Below are 14,408 nucleotides of genomic sequence, written 5' to 3' on the forward strand. Positions count from 1 at the left end.
GGCCCCTCGGCCGCAACCGATTTCCGTGCTGCTCAGAGCAGTTCGAGCTGTTCCAGATCGGTGATGTACTTGACGATCAATCCCTTCGTGATGTGCGGGATGTCGTGGTCCGCACCGATCTTGGCTTCTTGCACGGCTTTCCGGAACTGCTCGGCCGGGACGAGCCCACCGCCGACCGGTTCGACCGGTTCGGCGTAGGAGTGCAACAGCGGAAGCACGGAGTGCTGGCGCTGGTTCTCCGGGAGACCGCGCAGCGCGGTGCTGAACCGGGTGAGCCAATCCTGGTATCCGGGAACCCGTTCGATCCGGTAACCGGCCTCGATCAGCCAGCCGATGAAGGTGTCCAGGGAAATGCCGTCATCGTGCGGGTTGAACACGTGGTAGGTGTGGTACCCATCGGTGTTGCCACCGCCGATGGTGTCCACCGCCTCGGCACTGAAGTCGACCGGAAGCCCGTCGTAGTGCGCGTGCGCCGAATCGGTGCGGTAGAAGGACTCCGGCGCGATTCCGCTGGCCACCAGGCTCAGCATCAGCCGGGTGAACATGTCCGGGAGGTTGAGCTGGCCGGTGTAGCGGCTGTGCGTGAGAATCATGTCCGAGCGGAATACGCTGACCGGGAGGCCGCAGGAATCGTGCGCCTCACGCAACAGGACCTCGCCCGCCCATTTGCTCATTCCGTAACCGTTGGCGTAGTCGTCGTTGACCTGCCGGACGGAGCTGAGCTCGCGGATATCGGTGACCTCGTCGAACCGGCCCGGTTCGATCTGGTCGGCGACGCCGATGGTGGACACGTTGGTGAACGGCTTGATGCGGCCGGTGATCGCCAGCTTGATCAGCTCGGCGGTGCCGACCACGTTCGGCCCGAACAGTTGCTCGTACGGAAGCACGTGATTGACCAGTGCGCCGGGGTGCATGATCGTGTCGATCTCCTCGGCGAGCCGCTGCCAGACCGCGCCGTCCAGCCCGAGATCGGCCTCACCGATGTCCCCGGCGAACACCTCGAGATGATCCTCGGCCAGTTCTCGGTAGTGGCGCAGCAGTTCGGCGTCCCCGGTGTCGAAGGTCGCGTCCAGCCGTTCGCGGGCGGCCGCGTCGTCGGTACCGCGCACGAGGCAGACGAGTGTGCCGCCGTGCTCGGCGAGCCGCTCCAGCCAGTCGATGCACATGAACCGGCCGAGGTACCCGGTCGCGCCGGTCAGCAGCACAGTGCGCGGAGTGGCCGCGGGGCCGGGCAGACCGGATGCCGTCGCGATCGTGGCCGGGTCGATGAACTTCTCCAGCGTCAGCTCACTCGCCCGGATCTCGGTGGCACCCGCACCGTGCACCGAGGCGAAGCTGGGCCGCAGTCCTTCTCCGGAACGCTGTGCGGTGATGTAGTCGGCGATCGCGCGCAGATCGGTTGCCGGGCTGATCACCACGCCGACCGGGACATCCACCTCGAAGATCTCGCCGAGCAGTGTGGCGAAGGACAGCGCGGAGAGCGAATCCCCGCCCAGTTCGGTGAACCGGACGTGTTCGTGTATCTCGGATTCCGCGCAGCCGAGCAGGGCGCGCGCCGCGCGGGTGAGCGTCTCGTACACCGGCTGATCGGGGCCGCCGCGGCGCAGCGCGCGCAGTTCATCGGTCTGCCCGTGCGCCAGTTCGGCGTAGAGCGCTTCGAGCTGTTCGCCGTAGCGTTCCCGCAGGCGCGGGCGCAGCAGCTTCCGGATGTCCGAGAGCAATCCGTTGGCCATGCTGAACGGTTCGGTCTCCACCAGGAATTCGCGCGGGATCTCGAAGGATTCGAGCCCGGCCTCCTTCGCGGTCTGCCCGATCGCCTCGGCGAGTTTCGGCCTGACCGCCTCGGCGCTGCCCGCCTCGGCGAGTGCCTGTTCGCTCGGCACCACGACGGCGAGCAGGTAGGGCCGTTCGCTGCTGCCGTAGGCGAAGATCTGGCGGATCAACGGGTTCGCGGTGAACTCCGACTCCACTTTGGACAGCGTGACGAACTCGCCCTGGGAGAGTTTCTGCACGTTGTTGCGCCGGTCCACGTACACCAGCCGGTCCGGGCCGGTCTCGGCCATGACGTCACCGGTCTTGTAGAAACCGTCCTCGTCGAACATCGAGGCCGTGACCTCGGGGCGGTTGTAGTAGCCGGGGAAGATGGTGTCGGTCTTGAGTAGCAGCTCACCGCGTGGGTGCGGCCGGTCGGTGTGGAAGTAGCCGAGTTCGGGAACGTCGATGAGCTTGTACTCCCGCACCGGAGGCCGCTGGATCTCGCCGTCGAACAGGACCACGCCGAACTCGGTGGCCCCGTAGCCGTCGTACAGCGGAATCCGGAGGCAGGCCTCGGCGAACGCCTTGATCTCCGCGGAGATCGGCGCACTGCCCACCATGGCGGTCAGCACCCGCCCACCGAGAAACCGGGTGTGCAGGTCCGCCTTCACCGCCGCGTCGAGTTCGGCCGGATCGCTGAACTCGGCCTCGCGGCGATCCAGTTCTCCTTGATATTCCTGGAAAAGCATGTCGAAGATGCGCGGGACGGCGAACAGTTCGGTCGGCCGGGCCAGGGCCAGATCCTCGAAGAGCGTGGACAGATCCGCCCTCGCGGCGAAGTAGGTGATCCCGCCGCGGCCGAGGGTGCTGGCGATCGTCACCCGGCCGAACATGTGGCTCATCGGCATGAAGCTGAGCGTGATCGCGGGGGACTCGTCCTCCACCGGAAGTTCCCCGTACCAGTAGCGGAGCATGGTGCGCTCCGGGTACATCGCGCCCTTGGGCGCCCCGGTGCTGCCCGAGGTGTAGATCAGCATGGTCAGCGGATCCTCGCCGGGGGCGGGCACGAACTGTTGCGCGGGCGGCTTGGCCTTCCCATGTTCGAGCACATCCTCGAGGGTGCGGACTTCGACGCCCGCCGGGTACAGCCGCGCCACCGCGGACTCGAACGCTTCCCGCTCCTGGTCCACCTCGTCGTGGTAGTCGAACACCATCAGCTGGCGCGGTTTCGAGCCCGAGGCCAGGATGAGTTCCACGGCCTTGTCCAGGTATCCAGGGCTGGCCGCGAACAGCGCGGGCGTGGTCTCGTCCACGATCGCCTGCAGCTGCGGCACCGCCGAACTCGGTTGCAGCGGCACCGAAACGGCGCCCAGGTAGATCGCGGTCAGGTCGAGGACCACATAGTTGGAGCTGGTGAATCCGATGGTGGCGATGAAATCACCCGCGCCGATCCCGGAACCGGCCCATTCGGTGGCGATCGCGGTCGCGTCCGCCCACAGCTGCCCGTAGGTGCGGGTGCGGAACTCCGGGAGCAGCCGCAGGCTCCGCCGTCCCGAGACCGGGTCGGTCGCCAGTTCGGTGGCGCGCTCGGCGGTCGCTGGCCGGTCCGCGTAGCCCTGCATGATCCGCGCGATCGTCTGCCCGAGGCCGAGCCCCGGTTGCCTGGCGAACTCGCTGACCTGCCTGCTCGGCATCGCCGCGCGGAACTGCGCATCGCTTTCCAACAGCGTGGCCCGTAGTCGCGCCGCTCGTTCGTCCTCTGCTTTCGGTGCTGTGCCCACAGCTCTCACCAGCTTCCCTCGCCGAGCGCTCGCACATTTAGTTGCCTTACGCTAATTGACTGTACTGACAAGTAAAGCAGTGCGCACAGTGATTGTGATGTGACGATCAGCTTATCGCCTTCTTGTCAACCGGGCATTGACTGCGGCGCGGAGCGGGAATACCATTCGCGCTCTCGCGCTCAGGGTTGCGCGGCTATCGCAGGCCAGAGCAGCTCGACGCTGTCCCGATCGGGGTCGGCCGTGCCGGGCCGCGGGCGCAGGCTGTCCACGAACCGCACACCGTAGAGCATCGTGGCGGCGTGCTCGGTGTTCACCCCGGCCCGGATCTCACCGCGCTCCCGCATCGACTCCAGCAGCATGCTGATCGCCCGGGTGCGGGGTTCGACCAGCTCCTCGTTGATCAGTTCGAGCAGTTCCGGAATCCGCCTGCTCTCCGCGAGCAGGGTGGCGTAGAGCTTGCGGTGCTGGTGATCCTCGCTCGGCCGCAGGTGCCGGAGCAGGCGCAGCAACCGCTTCTTGGGATGCAGCTTCAGCCAGTTCTCCGGCACCAGCTCGTCTTCCTGGGTCAGCGTGGAGCGGACCGCGGCGACCACCAGGGCCCGTTTGGTCGGCCAGCGCAGATAGACGGTCGGGCGGGTGGTTCCGGCTTCCGCGGCCACCTTCGCCAGCGACATTCCCGCGTAGCCGTCCTCGATGAACCGCCGGATGGTCGCCTTGATGACCGCCTCGTCCACCCCGGGCGTGCGCGGCCGGCCCATCGGTGGCCGCCGGTCGGCCAGCTCAGCCATCTCCCGCTCCCCGGTCGAGGTGTTCCGCGATCTGACCGGTCCATTGTAGATTCCGTCCGGGGCGTCACCGTGGGATATCGCGGGAGTGGCCGCCGGGCTGTTGCGGATCGAGGTGCCAGCTGATGATCCGGGCCGGATGGATGCGGATCACCTCGTGCTCGAACCACTCGGGATTCACCGGCGGTTCCTCGACCCACAGCGTCTCGGCCGTGCCGCGGATCTCCACGCCACGGCCCATTCCCGGTTTGATCGCTCCCGGTTCGTCCGGGGTCATGTCGTCCACGACGAAGGACAGCCGCGGATCGGCGAGCACATTGCGATAGCGCCGGGTCGAGGTCAGTTTCGGTCCACCGATATCGATGGTGTCGTCGGGGTTCAGCCGGAATCCCAGCGGGCTGATCTGTGGCCTGCCGTCCGGGCCGATCGTGGCCAGCCTGCCAAGTTCCTGTTCGCGCAGATAGGTGCGTTCGGCATCGGTGAACATGCGCGGAGCATAAGACCTCAAGCGCTGTTCAGGTCAATGCGCATCGAGTGCGAGGCTGCGCTGCTCGCCGCTTCCCGGCGCACACCCGCGGACCTGCGCGCGCTGAACAGGACGTTGTCCGCCGAGGGACGGCGCTCGCGAGCGGCAGGCCGAGTACACCGACGCGGACATCGCGTTCCACGGCGCGATCCGGGCGATGCCTGGACCGCAGGGCCGGAGATCAGGGCACTACCACCAGCGGGGCAGTTGCACGTTCGCGGTGCGGTGCTTGGTGTTCTCCGGTGCTGCCGCGCAGGACACGTCATCGCGCGGGAAGCTGCCGTGCACGAGGTAGCCGGTGGCGAGCCCGTTCGCGCACGGGTTCTGCCGCCACAGGTAGGCGCCGTGCCCGCCCTCGTCCACGCTGACCAGCCGGGCGCGGTCGCCGAGTTTGGCGCGGGCGAGCCGTCCGCCGACATACGGCGTGGCCGGATCGCGAAGATTCTGCAACAGCAACAGGTTCGGCCCGGTGCTCGTCATCCGGATCGGCGGCTCGGCGGGCTTCGGCCAGTAGGCGCACGGGTTGATGCTGGCCGCGGCCGCGCCGAACATCGGGAACCGGTTCCGGTCCTCGGCCACGTCGTGCTGGTACTGCGAAACCCGGTGCGGCCACTGGACATCCCCGCAGCTGATCGCCAGTTGGGCGCTCTGCTCGTTGTCCAGGGGGTTGTTCTGCTGCTGCGCGGCGCGGACCGCGGTGCCGTTCCCGCTCGCCAGCTCCTGCCACTGTGCCGCGAGCTCCGGGAAGGTCGCGTTCCGGTACAGCTTGCTGAACACGAAGGCGCGGAACAGTTTCCCGTTCACCTCATCGACGGGCTGCTTGTCGAGCCGGGCGGCGAGCGTGAAGTAGCTGTCCCGTACCTGCGCGGGTGTCGCTCCCAGATGGTAGGTGGTGTTCCGGTCGGCTGCCCATGCCGCGAAGTCCGGGAACCGCTGCTCCATGCCGAGACCGAACCGGCGAAGGACGTCCCGGCTCAGTGTGGTGTCGCCGGGGTTGCTGTCCAGCACGAACCGGTCGGTGCGCGCGGGGTTCGCCGAGGCGAAGGCCGCACCGAGCGAGGCACCGTAGGAAACGCCATAGTAGGAGATCTTGGATTCACCGAGCGCGGCGCGGATCCGGTCCATGTCCCGCACCGTGTTCGCGGTCGTGGTGTACCGCAGTTCCGGGCCACTCGTGGAAGCCGCGCACTGCTGGGCGACCGCCTTCGATTCCTTCGCCGTGGCGGCCACTTCCGCGGGATTCAGTGGATACTCCGGGACCACGGCGGGTTGTCCGGGACGCAGCCCGCAGCGCACCGGGGCGGAATGCCCGATCCCGCGCGGATCGAACCCGATCAGGTCATAGCTCTGCCGCACGCTCGCCGGCATACCGAGCTGCGCCAGTGTGGCCGGCATGCCGAGTCCGGATCCACCGGGGCCACCCGGATTCATCAGCAGGACACCGCGCCGTTTTTCCGGTGCGCTGCTCGCCAGCTTGGAAACCGCGATGTCGATGGTCTTGCCGCCCGGATCGCGGTAATCCAGCGGTACCCGCACGGTCGAACAGCGCAGTTGCTCCGCGCCGGGACCGGTGTCCGCCGGGCACGGTCCCCAGTGCAGCCCGTCCGTGGCGGGAGCTTCGGCGCCGAAGGCGGGTGTCATGCTCACCGCGGCGAGGATCCCGGCCAGGATCGCGCCGTGTTTCAACCGGTTCCGGGTCATTCGGGCCACCCCCATGTTTCGGCGAGGTCCCCGTAGTACCACATCCCGATGTCCGGTGGAACCCGCTCACTCCGCCGGGCAACGCTGTGTCGCCGGTCACGCGTGACGGGGGCCTCGTATCGGTGGGGCGCACCGGACGGCGGGTCGATAATAACGGTGAATCCCGAACAAATCGGCCAGTGTGCGGTACATCCGCGGCAGGGCCGCTGTAGGGAAGGTGGTGAATTCGATGTCGACCATCCCACGGATCCCACCCGGCCAGGTTCGCGCCACCGACGCCGATCGCGCCGCGACAGCCGCGTTCCTGGAACAGGCCGCGGATCGGGGCAGCCTGACCCTCAGCGAATTCGCCGAGCGGACCGGCGCGGCCTATGTGGCCCGCACCCGCGGCGAACTCCAGGCGCTGACCGTCGATCTGCCCGAGGAACCGATGCCCGAGCGGTTCCAGGCGCCCAATCGCGCGCTACGGCGATCCGCGCGGTTCCAGGATTTGCGGGTGCTGACCTCCTGCTGGCTGTTGGGCAGCCTGTTGCTGCTGGCCGGATGGGGCGCGCTCAGTGCGGTGGCCGGTGAGTTCGCCGGCTGGTGGCCGTTGTGGGCGATCGGGCCAAGCGGTGCGGTGCTGGCCACCGGATGGTGGTTGGCCAGCCGCTGAATCCCGTTGCAGCGCAACGGTTTCAGGCACGGGGATTCAGGTACGGGGATTCAGGTCGAGCGCGCCGACAGTGCGGATCACGTTGCCGATCAGCGGGGCGCGTTCCCGGTCGGGACGCACGGCGAGCGAGATGGTGGAGAAGGCGTCCGCATCGGTGAGCGGGATGTAGCGCAGGCTCGGCAGTCGCAGCGCGCGCAGTGACTCGGGCACGATCGTGATCCCGGTGTCCGCGGCGGCGAGGCCGAGCAGGGTGGGGAACTGAACGGCCTCCTGTGCGGCGTGCAGGCGGAATCCGGCACGGTGGCAGAGCGCGGCGATGTGGTCGTAGAGCCGGGAGACCTGGCCGCGCGGGAAGGTGAGGAACCGTTCCTCGGCGAGCTCGGCGAGCCGTATCTCGGCGAGCTCGGCGAACCGGTGGGATTCGTGCACGGCCACGAGCAGTCGCTCACGCAGCAGCGGATGCACGGTCAGCCCGGGCGCGGAGCGGACCTCGCGGACGAGCCCGATGTCGAGGCGGCCCTCGCCGAGCGCGTACAGCTGCGGGTCGGTGGTGGATTCGCTCAGGTCGATGCTCAGTCCCGGCCAGGACCGGCGCAGCGCGAGCACCAGTTCCGGGATGAGGCGCAGTGCCGCGGAGCTGACGAACCCGATGCGCAGCAGGCCGATCTCGCCGTGCACCGCCTGCGCGACGGCCGAGGCGGCGTGGTCGGCTTCGGCGAGCACCCGACGCCCCTCGGTGAGCAGTACCTGCCCGGAGGCGGTGAGCTCCACGCGCCGGGTCGTGCGGTGGAACAGCGCGGTGCCCAGTTCCTTCTCGAACTTGCCGATCTGCTGGCTCAGCGCGGGCTGGGCGATGTGCAGGCGATCGGCGGCGCGCCGGAAGCTGTGCTCCTCGGCGACGGCCACGAAATAACGCAGCTGTCGTAACTCCACGTGATTGATACTCCATGCTTATCAGTGTGTTGACAATAGATAATTCCATATCGGCGCTTCGTTGCTTAGCGTGAGCCTCATCGAACGAACGCGAAGGAGCGAGCCGGTGACGGAATCTCTGACCACGACCGCGAACGAGCCCGCCGCACTGCGCCATCTCGTCGGTGGCGCCTGGCACGCGGGCGACGGTGCGCAGCGGGAGAGCACGAACCCCGCCCGACCGGACGAGGTCGTCGCCCGGTACCGGATCGCGGGGGACGCGCTGCTCGACGAGGCGGTCGCCGCGGCGCGCGGGGCCGCGCGGGAATGGGCCACCGCCGGTGCGATCGCCCGCGGCAAGGTGCTGCGCAAGGCAGCCGGGCTGCTCGCCGAGCGGGCCGAATCGGTGGCGCTGCTGATGACCCGCGAGGAGGGCAAGACCCTTCCGGAATCCCGTGCCGAGGTGGAGCTCAGCGTGGAGACGCTGCACTACCACGCGGGACGGGGCCGGTCAGCGGACGGCGTGAGCTATCCGTCCGGGCACCCCGACGAGCTCATCCGCACGGTCCGCCGCCCGCTCGGGGTGGTCGCCGCGATCACCCCGTGGAACTTCCCGTTGCAGATCCCGGCGTGGAAGCTGGCCCCTGCGCTGCTGTGCGGCAACACGGCGGTGTGGAAACCCGCGAGCGAGACGGTAGCGGTCGCCGCGGCCTTCGCGGAGGTGCTCGCCGAGGCCGGACTGCCGGACGGGGTGCTGAACCTGCTGCTCGGTCCGGGCGAACTCGGCGCGGATCTGGTGGCACGCCCGGAGATCGACGGTGTGACCTTCACCGGCTCGGTGCCGGTCGGCCGCTCGATCCAGGCCACGGTGCTGCCGCGCGGCGCGAAGGTGCAACTGGAACTGGGCGGGCACAACGCGGCGATCGTGCTCCCGGATGTGGACAAGGGCGAGGCGGCCGAGGCGATCGTGGCCGGGGCGATGTCCAGCACCGGGCAGAAATGCACGGCGACCCGGCGGGTGATCGCGGTCGGCGAGGCCTATGACGCGCTGGTGCCGGAACTGGTGTCCCGGGTGCGTGCACTGGTGGTCGGCGAGGGGACCGAGGAAGCGAGCCGGATCGGTCCACTGGTCTCGGCGCGAGCGCGGGAGGAGGTGACCGCGGCGGTGGCCCAGGCCGAGCGTGAAGGGGCCCGGGTGCTCGCGCGCCCGGAACAGCGGCCGCCGGAGACCGGGCACTTCGTGCAGCCGACGGTGCTCGAAGGGGACACCGGGCTCACCATCTGCCAGGAAGAGGTGTTCGGCCCGGTCGTCACCCTGCTGCGCGCGGACTCGCTGGAGGAGGCCGTCACGATCGCGAACGGCACCCGGTTCGGGCTCACCGCGGCGGTGTTCACCTGTGACGAGCGAGTCGTGCGTCGCTGCGTCAGCGAACTCGACGCCGGACTGGTGAAGGTGAACGCGCCGAACACCGGATCGGAACTGCACGCACCCTTCGGCGGGCTGAAGGAATCCTCGTTCCCCGCGCCACGTGAGCAGAATGCCGACACCAGCGCGGAATTTTTCACCTGGAGCAAGACCGCCTATCTGCGCACCGGGACACCGGCGTGAACACCCGCGCCGCCGATATCGCGCTCGCGCCCGAAGAACTCGGCGCGGCGCGCGGTACCCGGCACAGCTTCGCGCGCTCGTTCCTGCGCGCCGCGGCCGATGGCGGCTGGACGGTCGAGACCGCGCACTGGGAACTCGACGACGCGGGCCGCGGCACGGCCGTGTACCGGGTTCGCGCCGCGGGCCGGATGTTCGGCTTCGCGGTGTTCGCCACCCGGCTCGCCGAGTCTGAACGCACCGACCGGGTCATCGCCGGGAACTGGGACGTGACGGCCTGCCTTGTCGAAGGCGAGGTGGACCGCTCCCGGCTCGCGGCGCTGCGCGAGCAGGTACCGCACCAGGAGCGGGGCCGGGCCGATGCACGGACGCTGGTGTGGACGCGAGCCAACCGCAGCAGGCGGTTCTTCGACTATGTGGTGGATCGGCTCGCGTCCGGGCTCCAGCCGGAGACCTCGGTCCTCGGGGACACCGCCTATATTCTGCGCAGCACGGCCTTCTACAGCAACGGCAAGTTCGGCATGGCCGGGTTCGCCGAGCTCGGCGCGGATCACCCGCTCGGCGCGCCGTACCGGGCGCAGATGCTCGCGGCCTGGTTGCTGCGCGAGTTCAGCTGCGAACTCGCCGAGCACTGTGCGGTCTCGCGGGGCCCCGGCGCGGCCCGGCTCGACGAACGCTGGCGCCGTTATCTGGGGCTGGGCAACGCGACCGGGCTCGGCATGGTGCCCTATGTGGTGAACCATCCGCGGGTGCTCGATGCGTGGTGCACGGCCCGGGAGCGTCCGCTCGCCGCTGCGCGCGGCAGGAAAACCCGGCCGGACGGGGCGGACACCGAACGGGTCCGGGAACTGCTCGACCGCGCACGGGAGTATTTCCGCGAACGCGCGGACCTGCACACCGCCCCGTATCTGCCGTACCCGGAACTCGCCGCGCAGCTGGACGAGCTCGCCGGGCTGCTCGCCGAGTACATCCGCGCGGGCACGGTGCTCGGACGCGCCACCGAACACGCCTGGGACGCGTTGTATCGCGCCGCGCGCACCCATGGCCCCGAAGCCTGCGGGGCCCTGGAAGCGGTGCTCGTGGAGCCGTATCCGGAACTCGACGCGGAGGTCGAGAAATCGCTGTGGTGCGCGGAAATGCTGCGGGTACCGGTCGAATGGGACTGCGCGGCGCTGCGTTCCGTGCTCGATTCCGGCTACCGCTGGGTGGACCGGATCGAGCACGGCGACCGGACGTATTTCTGGTTCAGCTCGGCGAACAACGAGGAACCGCGCAGAGGGCGGCGCGGGATCGATCCGGGGGAGTCCGTCGAGTACCCGCTCGATATCGCCGCCCAGGTGGCCGCGCTGCGCGCCGATCTGAGCACCGCACCGGACGGGCAGCCGCTCGCCGAATTCCTGCTCGCGCATCCCCGGCACCGGGGCATCATCGCGCGGGTGGGTTCGCTGCACGGGCTGCCCTATGCGGAGGTGCGCGCGAATTTCCTCGCTGCGGACTTCCTTCCCTTGCACATCCAGCGTTTCCAGCTCGCCCGGTACGGGATGGAGCACTACGACCCGCAGTCCACGGACTGGCTGCGAGTGGTGCTTTTCTCCGGTGCCCCGCGTGCGGACGAGCTGACCAGCACGGCGGCGGACGACTGGCTCTATCCCCGGAAACCCTATCCCCGGAAACCCTAGCCCGCGAAAACCCTAGCTCCGAAAACCCTGAAAGGGAGCCGACAATGGCCGAACGACAGCTCGTCGTGGACGGGTTGCAGATCAACAACTGGGACCGTGATGTGCTGCTGGAACTGCGCACCGGCGGCGTGACCGGGGTCAACGCGACCTGTGCTGTCTGGGAGGGCCCCGAGGAAACGCTGCGCGCGATCGGCGCCTGGTACCAGCTCGTGGCCGAGAACGCGGATCTCGCCCTGCTCGCGGAGCACACCCCGGACATCGAGCGTGCCCGTGAACAGGACAAGGTCGCGGTGCTGCTCGGTTTCCAGAACACCTCCCCGTTCGGCGACGACTACCGCATGGTGGAGGTGTTCCACCGGCTCGGGGTGCGCGTGGCGCAGCTGACCTACAACATCCAGAACCTGGTCGGCGGGGCCTGTTATGACCCGCAGGACTCCGGGCTGACCAGGTTCGGCGGCTACATCGTCGAGGAGATGAACCGGGTCGGGATGCTCGTCGATCTCTCCCATGTCGGCAACCGCACCAGCCGGGACGCGGTGGACGCCTCCGCGCTTCCGGTGGCGATAACCCATGCCAATCCGACCTGGTACCTCGATCATCCGCGGAACAAGCCGGCCGAGGTCATCGAGGCGGTCGCGGCGCGTGGCGGGGTCGTCGGCTGCTGCCTGTACCCGAACGTCCTCGGCGGGGAACGGACCCCGCGGGACCGGTTCTGCGCGATGGTCGCGCGCCTGGTGGACGAGATCGGCCCGGAACACGTCGGCATCGGCAGCGACTGCACTCGCAACCAGCCGGAGGATTTCGTCGGCTGGCTGCGCAACGGCCGTTGGCAGCCGCCGCGTGGTGCCCGCCCGGAATGGCCCGCCTGGCCGGACTGGTTCGCCGGACCGGCCGATTTCCCGTCCCTCACCGAAGGATTGCTCGCGGCAGGGCTGGACGAGAAGACGGTGGCCGGGGTGCTCGGCGGGAACTGGTTGCGCCTGTTCGACACCGTGTTCGCCGGGCGGCAAGGATGAGCACCATCAGGATCGCGGACCGTGAACTGCGCGAGGCTGCCTATCGCGCGCTGCGGGCCCTCGCGGTCTCCCACGGGGAAGCGGTGGTCGCGGCCGAACTGGTACTCGCGGCCGAACTGTTCGAGAGTGCGGGGCTTTCCCTGCTGCTGCGGGAAATCCGGCGCCTCCCGGCCGGTGCGGAATCAGTCGGGTTTGTCCGGGAAGGTGAGTATGCGGTGCTCGCCGACGAGGCCGGACGGGGGCCACTGCTGCTCGGTCCGCTCGCCGCGGAACTCGCACTGGGTACCGGAAATCCCGTGGTGCTCCAGGAAACCGGGATCGGCCCGGCCCTGGCGCACTGGACCGCGCACACCCATGCGACACCGTTCGCCGTCGCCGTTGCCAGGCACGGGGCGGTCACCGAACGGTTCGCGGCGGGCGCGGACGGCACGCTGGTGCGCGTCCCGGTGCACGATTCGCCCGCACCGCAAGGAATCGAGTCCGGACTCGTGCTCACGGTCCCGGACGAGATCCCGGACGGCGCACGGATATCCCCGGACACGGCAGGGGGAATCCACGTGAACGCCGCGGATTGGCGCGCGGCGACGGAGGCGGCGAGCCGATTTCTCGTCCCGGAGAACACACCCGACAACGCGGTTGGACGACCATCATGACCCTCGAAACCCGGAAGACCGGAACCCACGGTTCGCTCGACAATGCGGAACTCAACGGCTTCCACAAACGGCTGGCCCTGTTCTCCTCGGGCGGGCCGTTCCTGGACGGCTACATCCTGTCCATCATCGGGATCGCGCTCGTGCAGATCCAGCCCGCCTTCGGGATGAGCGCGCTGTGGTCCGGGCTCATCGGCGCCTCGGCGCTGATCGGGCTTTTCCTCGGTGGCGCCGTTTTCGGCAGCGTGACCGACCGGATCGGCCGCAAGCTGATGTACACCATAGACCTCGCCGCGATCATCCTGTGCTCGGTCGCGCAGTTCTTCGTGACCAATGAGGTGGAACTGTTCGTGCTGCGGCTGCTGATCGGGATCGCGGTCGGCGCCGACTACCCGATCGCCACAGCGCTCGTCGCGGAGTTCGCCCCGAAGGCCTGGCGGGCGCGGCTGGTCGGCGGGCTCAACGCGATGTGGTTCGTCGGGGCCACGGTGGCCGCGTTCGTCGGCTACGCGCTGCTGCACGTCGAGGACGGCTGGAAATGGATGCTGCTCTCCTCCGCGGTTCCGGCGGTGCTGATCGTCATCGCGCGCACCAGCATCCCCGAATCACCGCGCTGGCTCGCGGCCAAGGGACGCACCGAGGAGGCGCGTGCCGTGCTGCGCAAGACCATCGGCCCGGACGCGCGGCTCGACGATCTGCCCGAGGACCAGCCGAGCGGCGGCTCGGTGCGCGCCGTGCTCAGCAAGGGCTATCTGTCCCGGGTCGTGTTCATCTCGCTGTTCTGGACCGCGACCGTGGTGCCGTTGTTCGCGATCTACGCCTTCGGACCGCAGATCCTTTCCCTGTTCCGGCTCGAGGACGGCAACGAGGCCAACCTCGGATCGGGGCTGATCAACGTATTCTTCCTGGTCGGCAATGTGCTCGCGCTGCTACTCGTGGACCGGATCGGCAGGCGTCCGGTGCTCATCGGCGGATTCCTGGTTTCCGGGGCCGGGCTGCTCTATCTCGCGATCGCACCCGATGCGAGCACCCTGCTCGTGGTCGTGGCGTTCGCCGCGTACGCGGTGTTCAACGGCGGACCGTCCATTTTGGAATGGATCTACCCGAACGAATTGTTCCCCACCCAGGTGCGGGCCACCGCCGTCGGACTGTGTACCGGGATCAGCCGGATCGGAGCAGCGGTCGGCACCTTCGCCACCCCGTGGGCACTGGCCAATCTCGGGCTCTCGGCCACGATGTACATCGCGGCGGGTATCGCCCTTTCCGGGGCGCTGGCCAGCCTGCTCATGGCTCCGGAGACCAAGGGAAGGGACCTGGACGAGACCGCATCGCTGGGCTGAAC

11 protein-coding genes are annotated in these 14,408 nt (G+C 68.7%); 6 read left to right on the forward strand and 5 right to left on the reverse strand.

Annotated features, from left to right (window positions below; translation table 11 throughout):
- Positions 1–32: 32 nt before the first annotated feature.
- From car to A37U_RS0107280, 4 genes are all read right to left on the reverse strand, one after another.
- A complete protein-coding gene (car, locus tag A37U_RS0107265; RefSeq protein ID WP_040586830.1) occupies positions 33–3,536 on the reverse strand; it encodes a carboxylic acid reductase in 3,504 nt (1,167 codons plus the stop codon).
- A gap of 179 nt (positions 3,537–3,715) precedes the next feature.
- On the reverse strand, positions 3,716–4,324 hold the full coding sequence (locus tag A37U_RS0107270; protein WP_020495961.1) for a TetR/AcrR family transcriptional regulator: 609 nt from the start codon (positions 4,322–4,324) through the stop codon (positions 3,716–3,718).
- A gap of 64 nt (positions 4,325–4,388) precedes the next feature.
- The gene (locus tag A37U_RS0107275; RefSeq protein WP_020495962.1) at positions 4,389–4,808 is read right to left on the reverse strand and encodes a PPOX class F420-dependent oxidoreductase; all 420 of its coding nucleotides are present in this window, start codon (positions 4,806–4,808) and stop codon (positions 4,389–4,391) included.
- A 228-nt stretch (positions 4,809–5,036) separates the two neighbouring features.
- Positions 5,037–6,548: an alpha/beta hydrolase gene (locus A37U_RS0107280; protein ID WP_020495963.1), complete on the reverse strand. Its 1,512-nt coding sequence runs from the start codon at positions 6,546–6,548 to the stop codon at positions 5,037–5,039.
- 229 nt (positions 6,549–6,777) lie between these two features.
- Between A37U_RS0107280 and A37U_RS0107285 the strand changes: the two genes are divergently transcribed.
- On the forward strand, positions 6,778–7,203 hold the full coding sequence (locus A37U_RS0107285) for a DUF1707 SHOCT-like domain-containing protein (RefSeq protein WP_020495964.1): 426 nt from the start codon (positions 6,778–6,780) through the stop codon (positions 7,201–7,203).
- Positions 7,204–7,239: 36 nt separating this feature from the next.
- On the opposite strand, the gene A37U_RS0107290 is transcribed toward A37U_RS0107285, so the two are convergent.
- On the reverse strand, positions 7,240–8,136 hold the full coding sequence (locus tag A37U_RS0107290) for a LysR family transcriptional regulator (RefSeq protein WP_020495965.1): 897 nt from the start codon (positions 8,134–8,136) through the stop codon (positions 7,240–7,242).
- A 106-nt stretch (positions 8,137–8,242) separates the two neighbouring features.
- On the opposite strand from A37U_RS0107290, the gene A37U_RS0107295 reads away from it, so the two are divergent.
- Genes A37U_RS0107295 through A37U_RS0107315 form a run of 5 tightly spaced genes read left to right on the forward strand, consistent with a single transcriptional unit; the run spans position 8,243 to position 14,406 of the window.
- Positions 8,243–9,724: an aldehyde dehydrogenase family protein gene (locus A37U_RS0107295; protein WP_020495966.1), complete on the forward strand. Its 1,482-nt coding sequence runs from the start codon at positions 8,243–8,245 to the stop codon at positions 9,722–9,724.
- Positions 9,721–11,400, forward strand: a complete 1,680-nt coding sequence (locus A37U_RS0107300; protein WP_020495967.1) for a hypothetical protein — start codon at positions 9,721–9,723, stop codon at positions 11,398–11,400. The genes A37U_RS0107295 and A37U_RS0107300 overlap by 4 nt, the downstream gene beginning before the upstream one ends.
- Before the next feature lie 44 nt (positions 11,401–11,444).
- Entirely contained in the window at positions 11,445–12,416 is a 972-nt protein-coding gene (locus A37U_RS0107305; protein ID WP_020495968.1) for a membrane dipeptidase, read from the forward strand.
- Positions 12,413–13,069 carry a hypothetical protein gene (locus tag A37U_RS0107310; RefSeq protein WP_020495969.1) on the forward strand — a complete coding sequence of 219 codons (657 nt, stop codon included), beginning with the start codon at positions 12,413–12,415 and terminating at the stop codon, positions 13,067–13,069. The genes A37U_RS0107305 and A37U_RS0107310 overlap by 4 nt, the downstream gene beginning before the upstream one ends.
- Positions 13,066–14,406, forward strand: a complete 1,341-nt coding sequence (locus A37U_RS0107315; RefSeq protein ID WP_020495970.1) for an MFS transporter — start codon at positions 13,066–13,068, stop codon at positions 14,404–14,406. The genes A37U_RS0107310 and A37U_RS0107315 overlap by 4 nt, the downstream gene beginning before the upstream one ends.
- The last annotated feature ends 2 nt before the right edge of the window (positions 14,407–14,408 follow it).

This window comes from Sciscionella marina DSM 45152 (assembly GCF_000379465.1).
GTDB lineage: Bacteria > Actinomycetota > Actinomycetes > Mycobacteriales > Pseudonocardiaceae > Sciscionella > Sciscionella marina.

Bases quoted from the DNA above. Each gene is read 5' to 3' on its own strand.
- A37U_RS0107270 (WP_020495961.1), bottom strand. From the start codon at position 4,324: ATGGCTGAGCTGGCCGACCGGCGGCCACCGATGGGCCGGCCGCGCACG.
- A37U_RS0107275 (WP_020495962.1), bottom strand. From the start codon at position 4,808: ATGTTCACCGATGCCGAACGCACCTATCTGCGCGAACAGGAACTTGGC.
- A37U_RS0107280 (WP_020495963.1), bottom strand. From the start codon at position 6,548: ATGACCCGGAACCGGTTGAAACACGGCGCGATCCTGGCCGGGATCCTC.
- A37U_RS0107285 (WP_020495964.1), top strand. From the start codon at position 6,778: ATGTCGACCATCCCACGGATCCCACCCGGCCAGGTTCGCGCCACCGAC.
- A37U_RS0107305 (WP_020495968.1), top strand. From the start codon at position 11,445: ATGGCCGAACGACAGCTCGTCGTGGACGGGTTGCAGATCAACAACTGG.
- A37U_RS0107310 (WP_020495969.1), top strand. From the start codon at position 12,413: ATGAGCACCATCAGGATCGCGGACCGTGAACTGCGCGAGGCTGCCTAT.
- A37U_RS0107315 (WP_020495970.1), top strand. From the start codon at position 13,066: ATGACCCTCGAAACCCGGAAGACCGGAACCCACGGTTCGCTCGACAAT.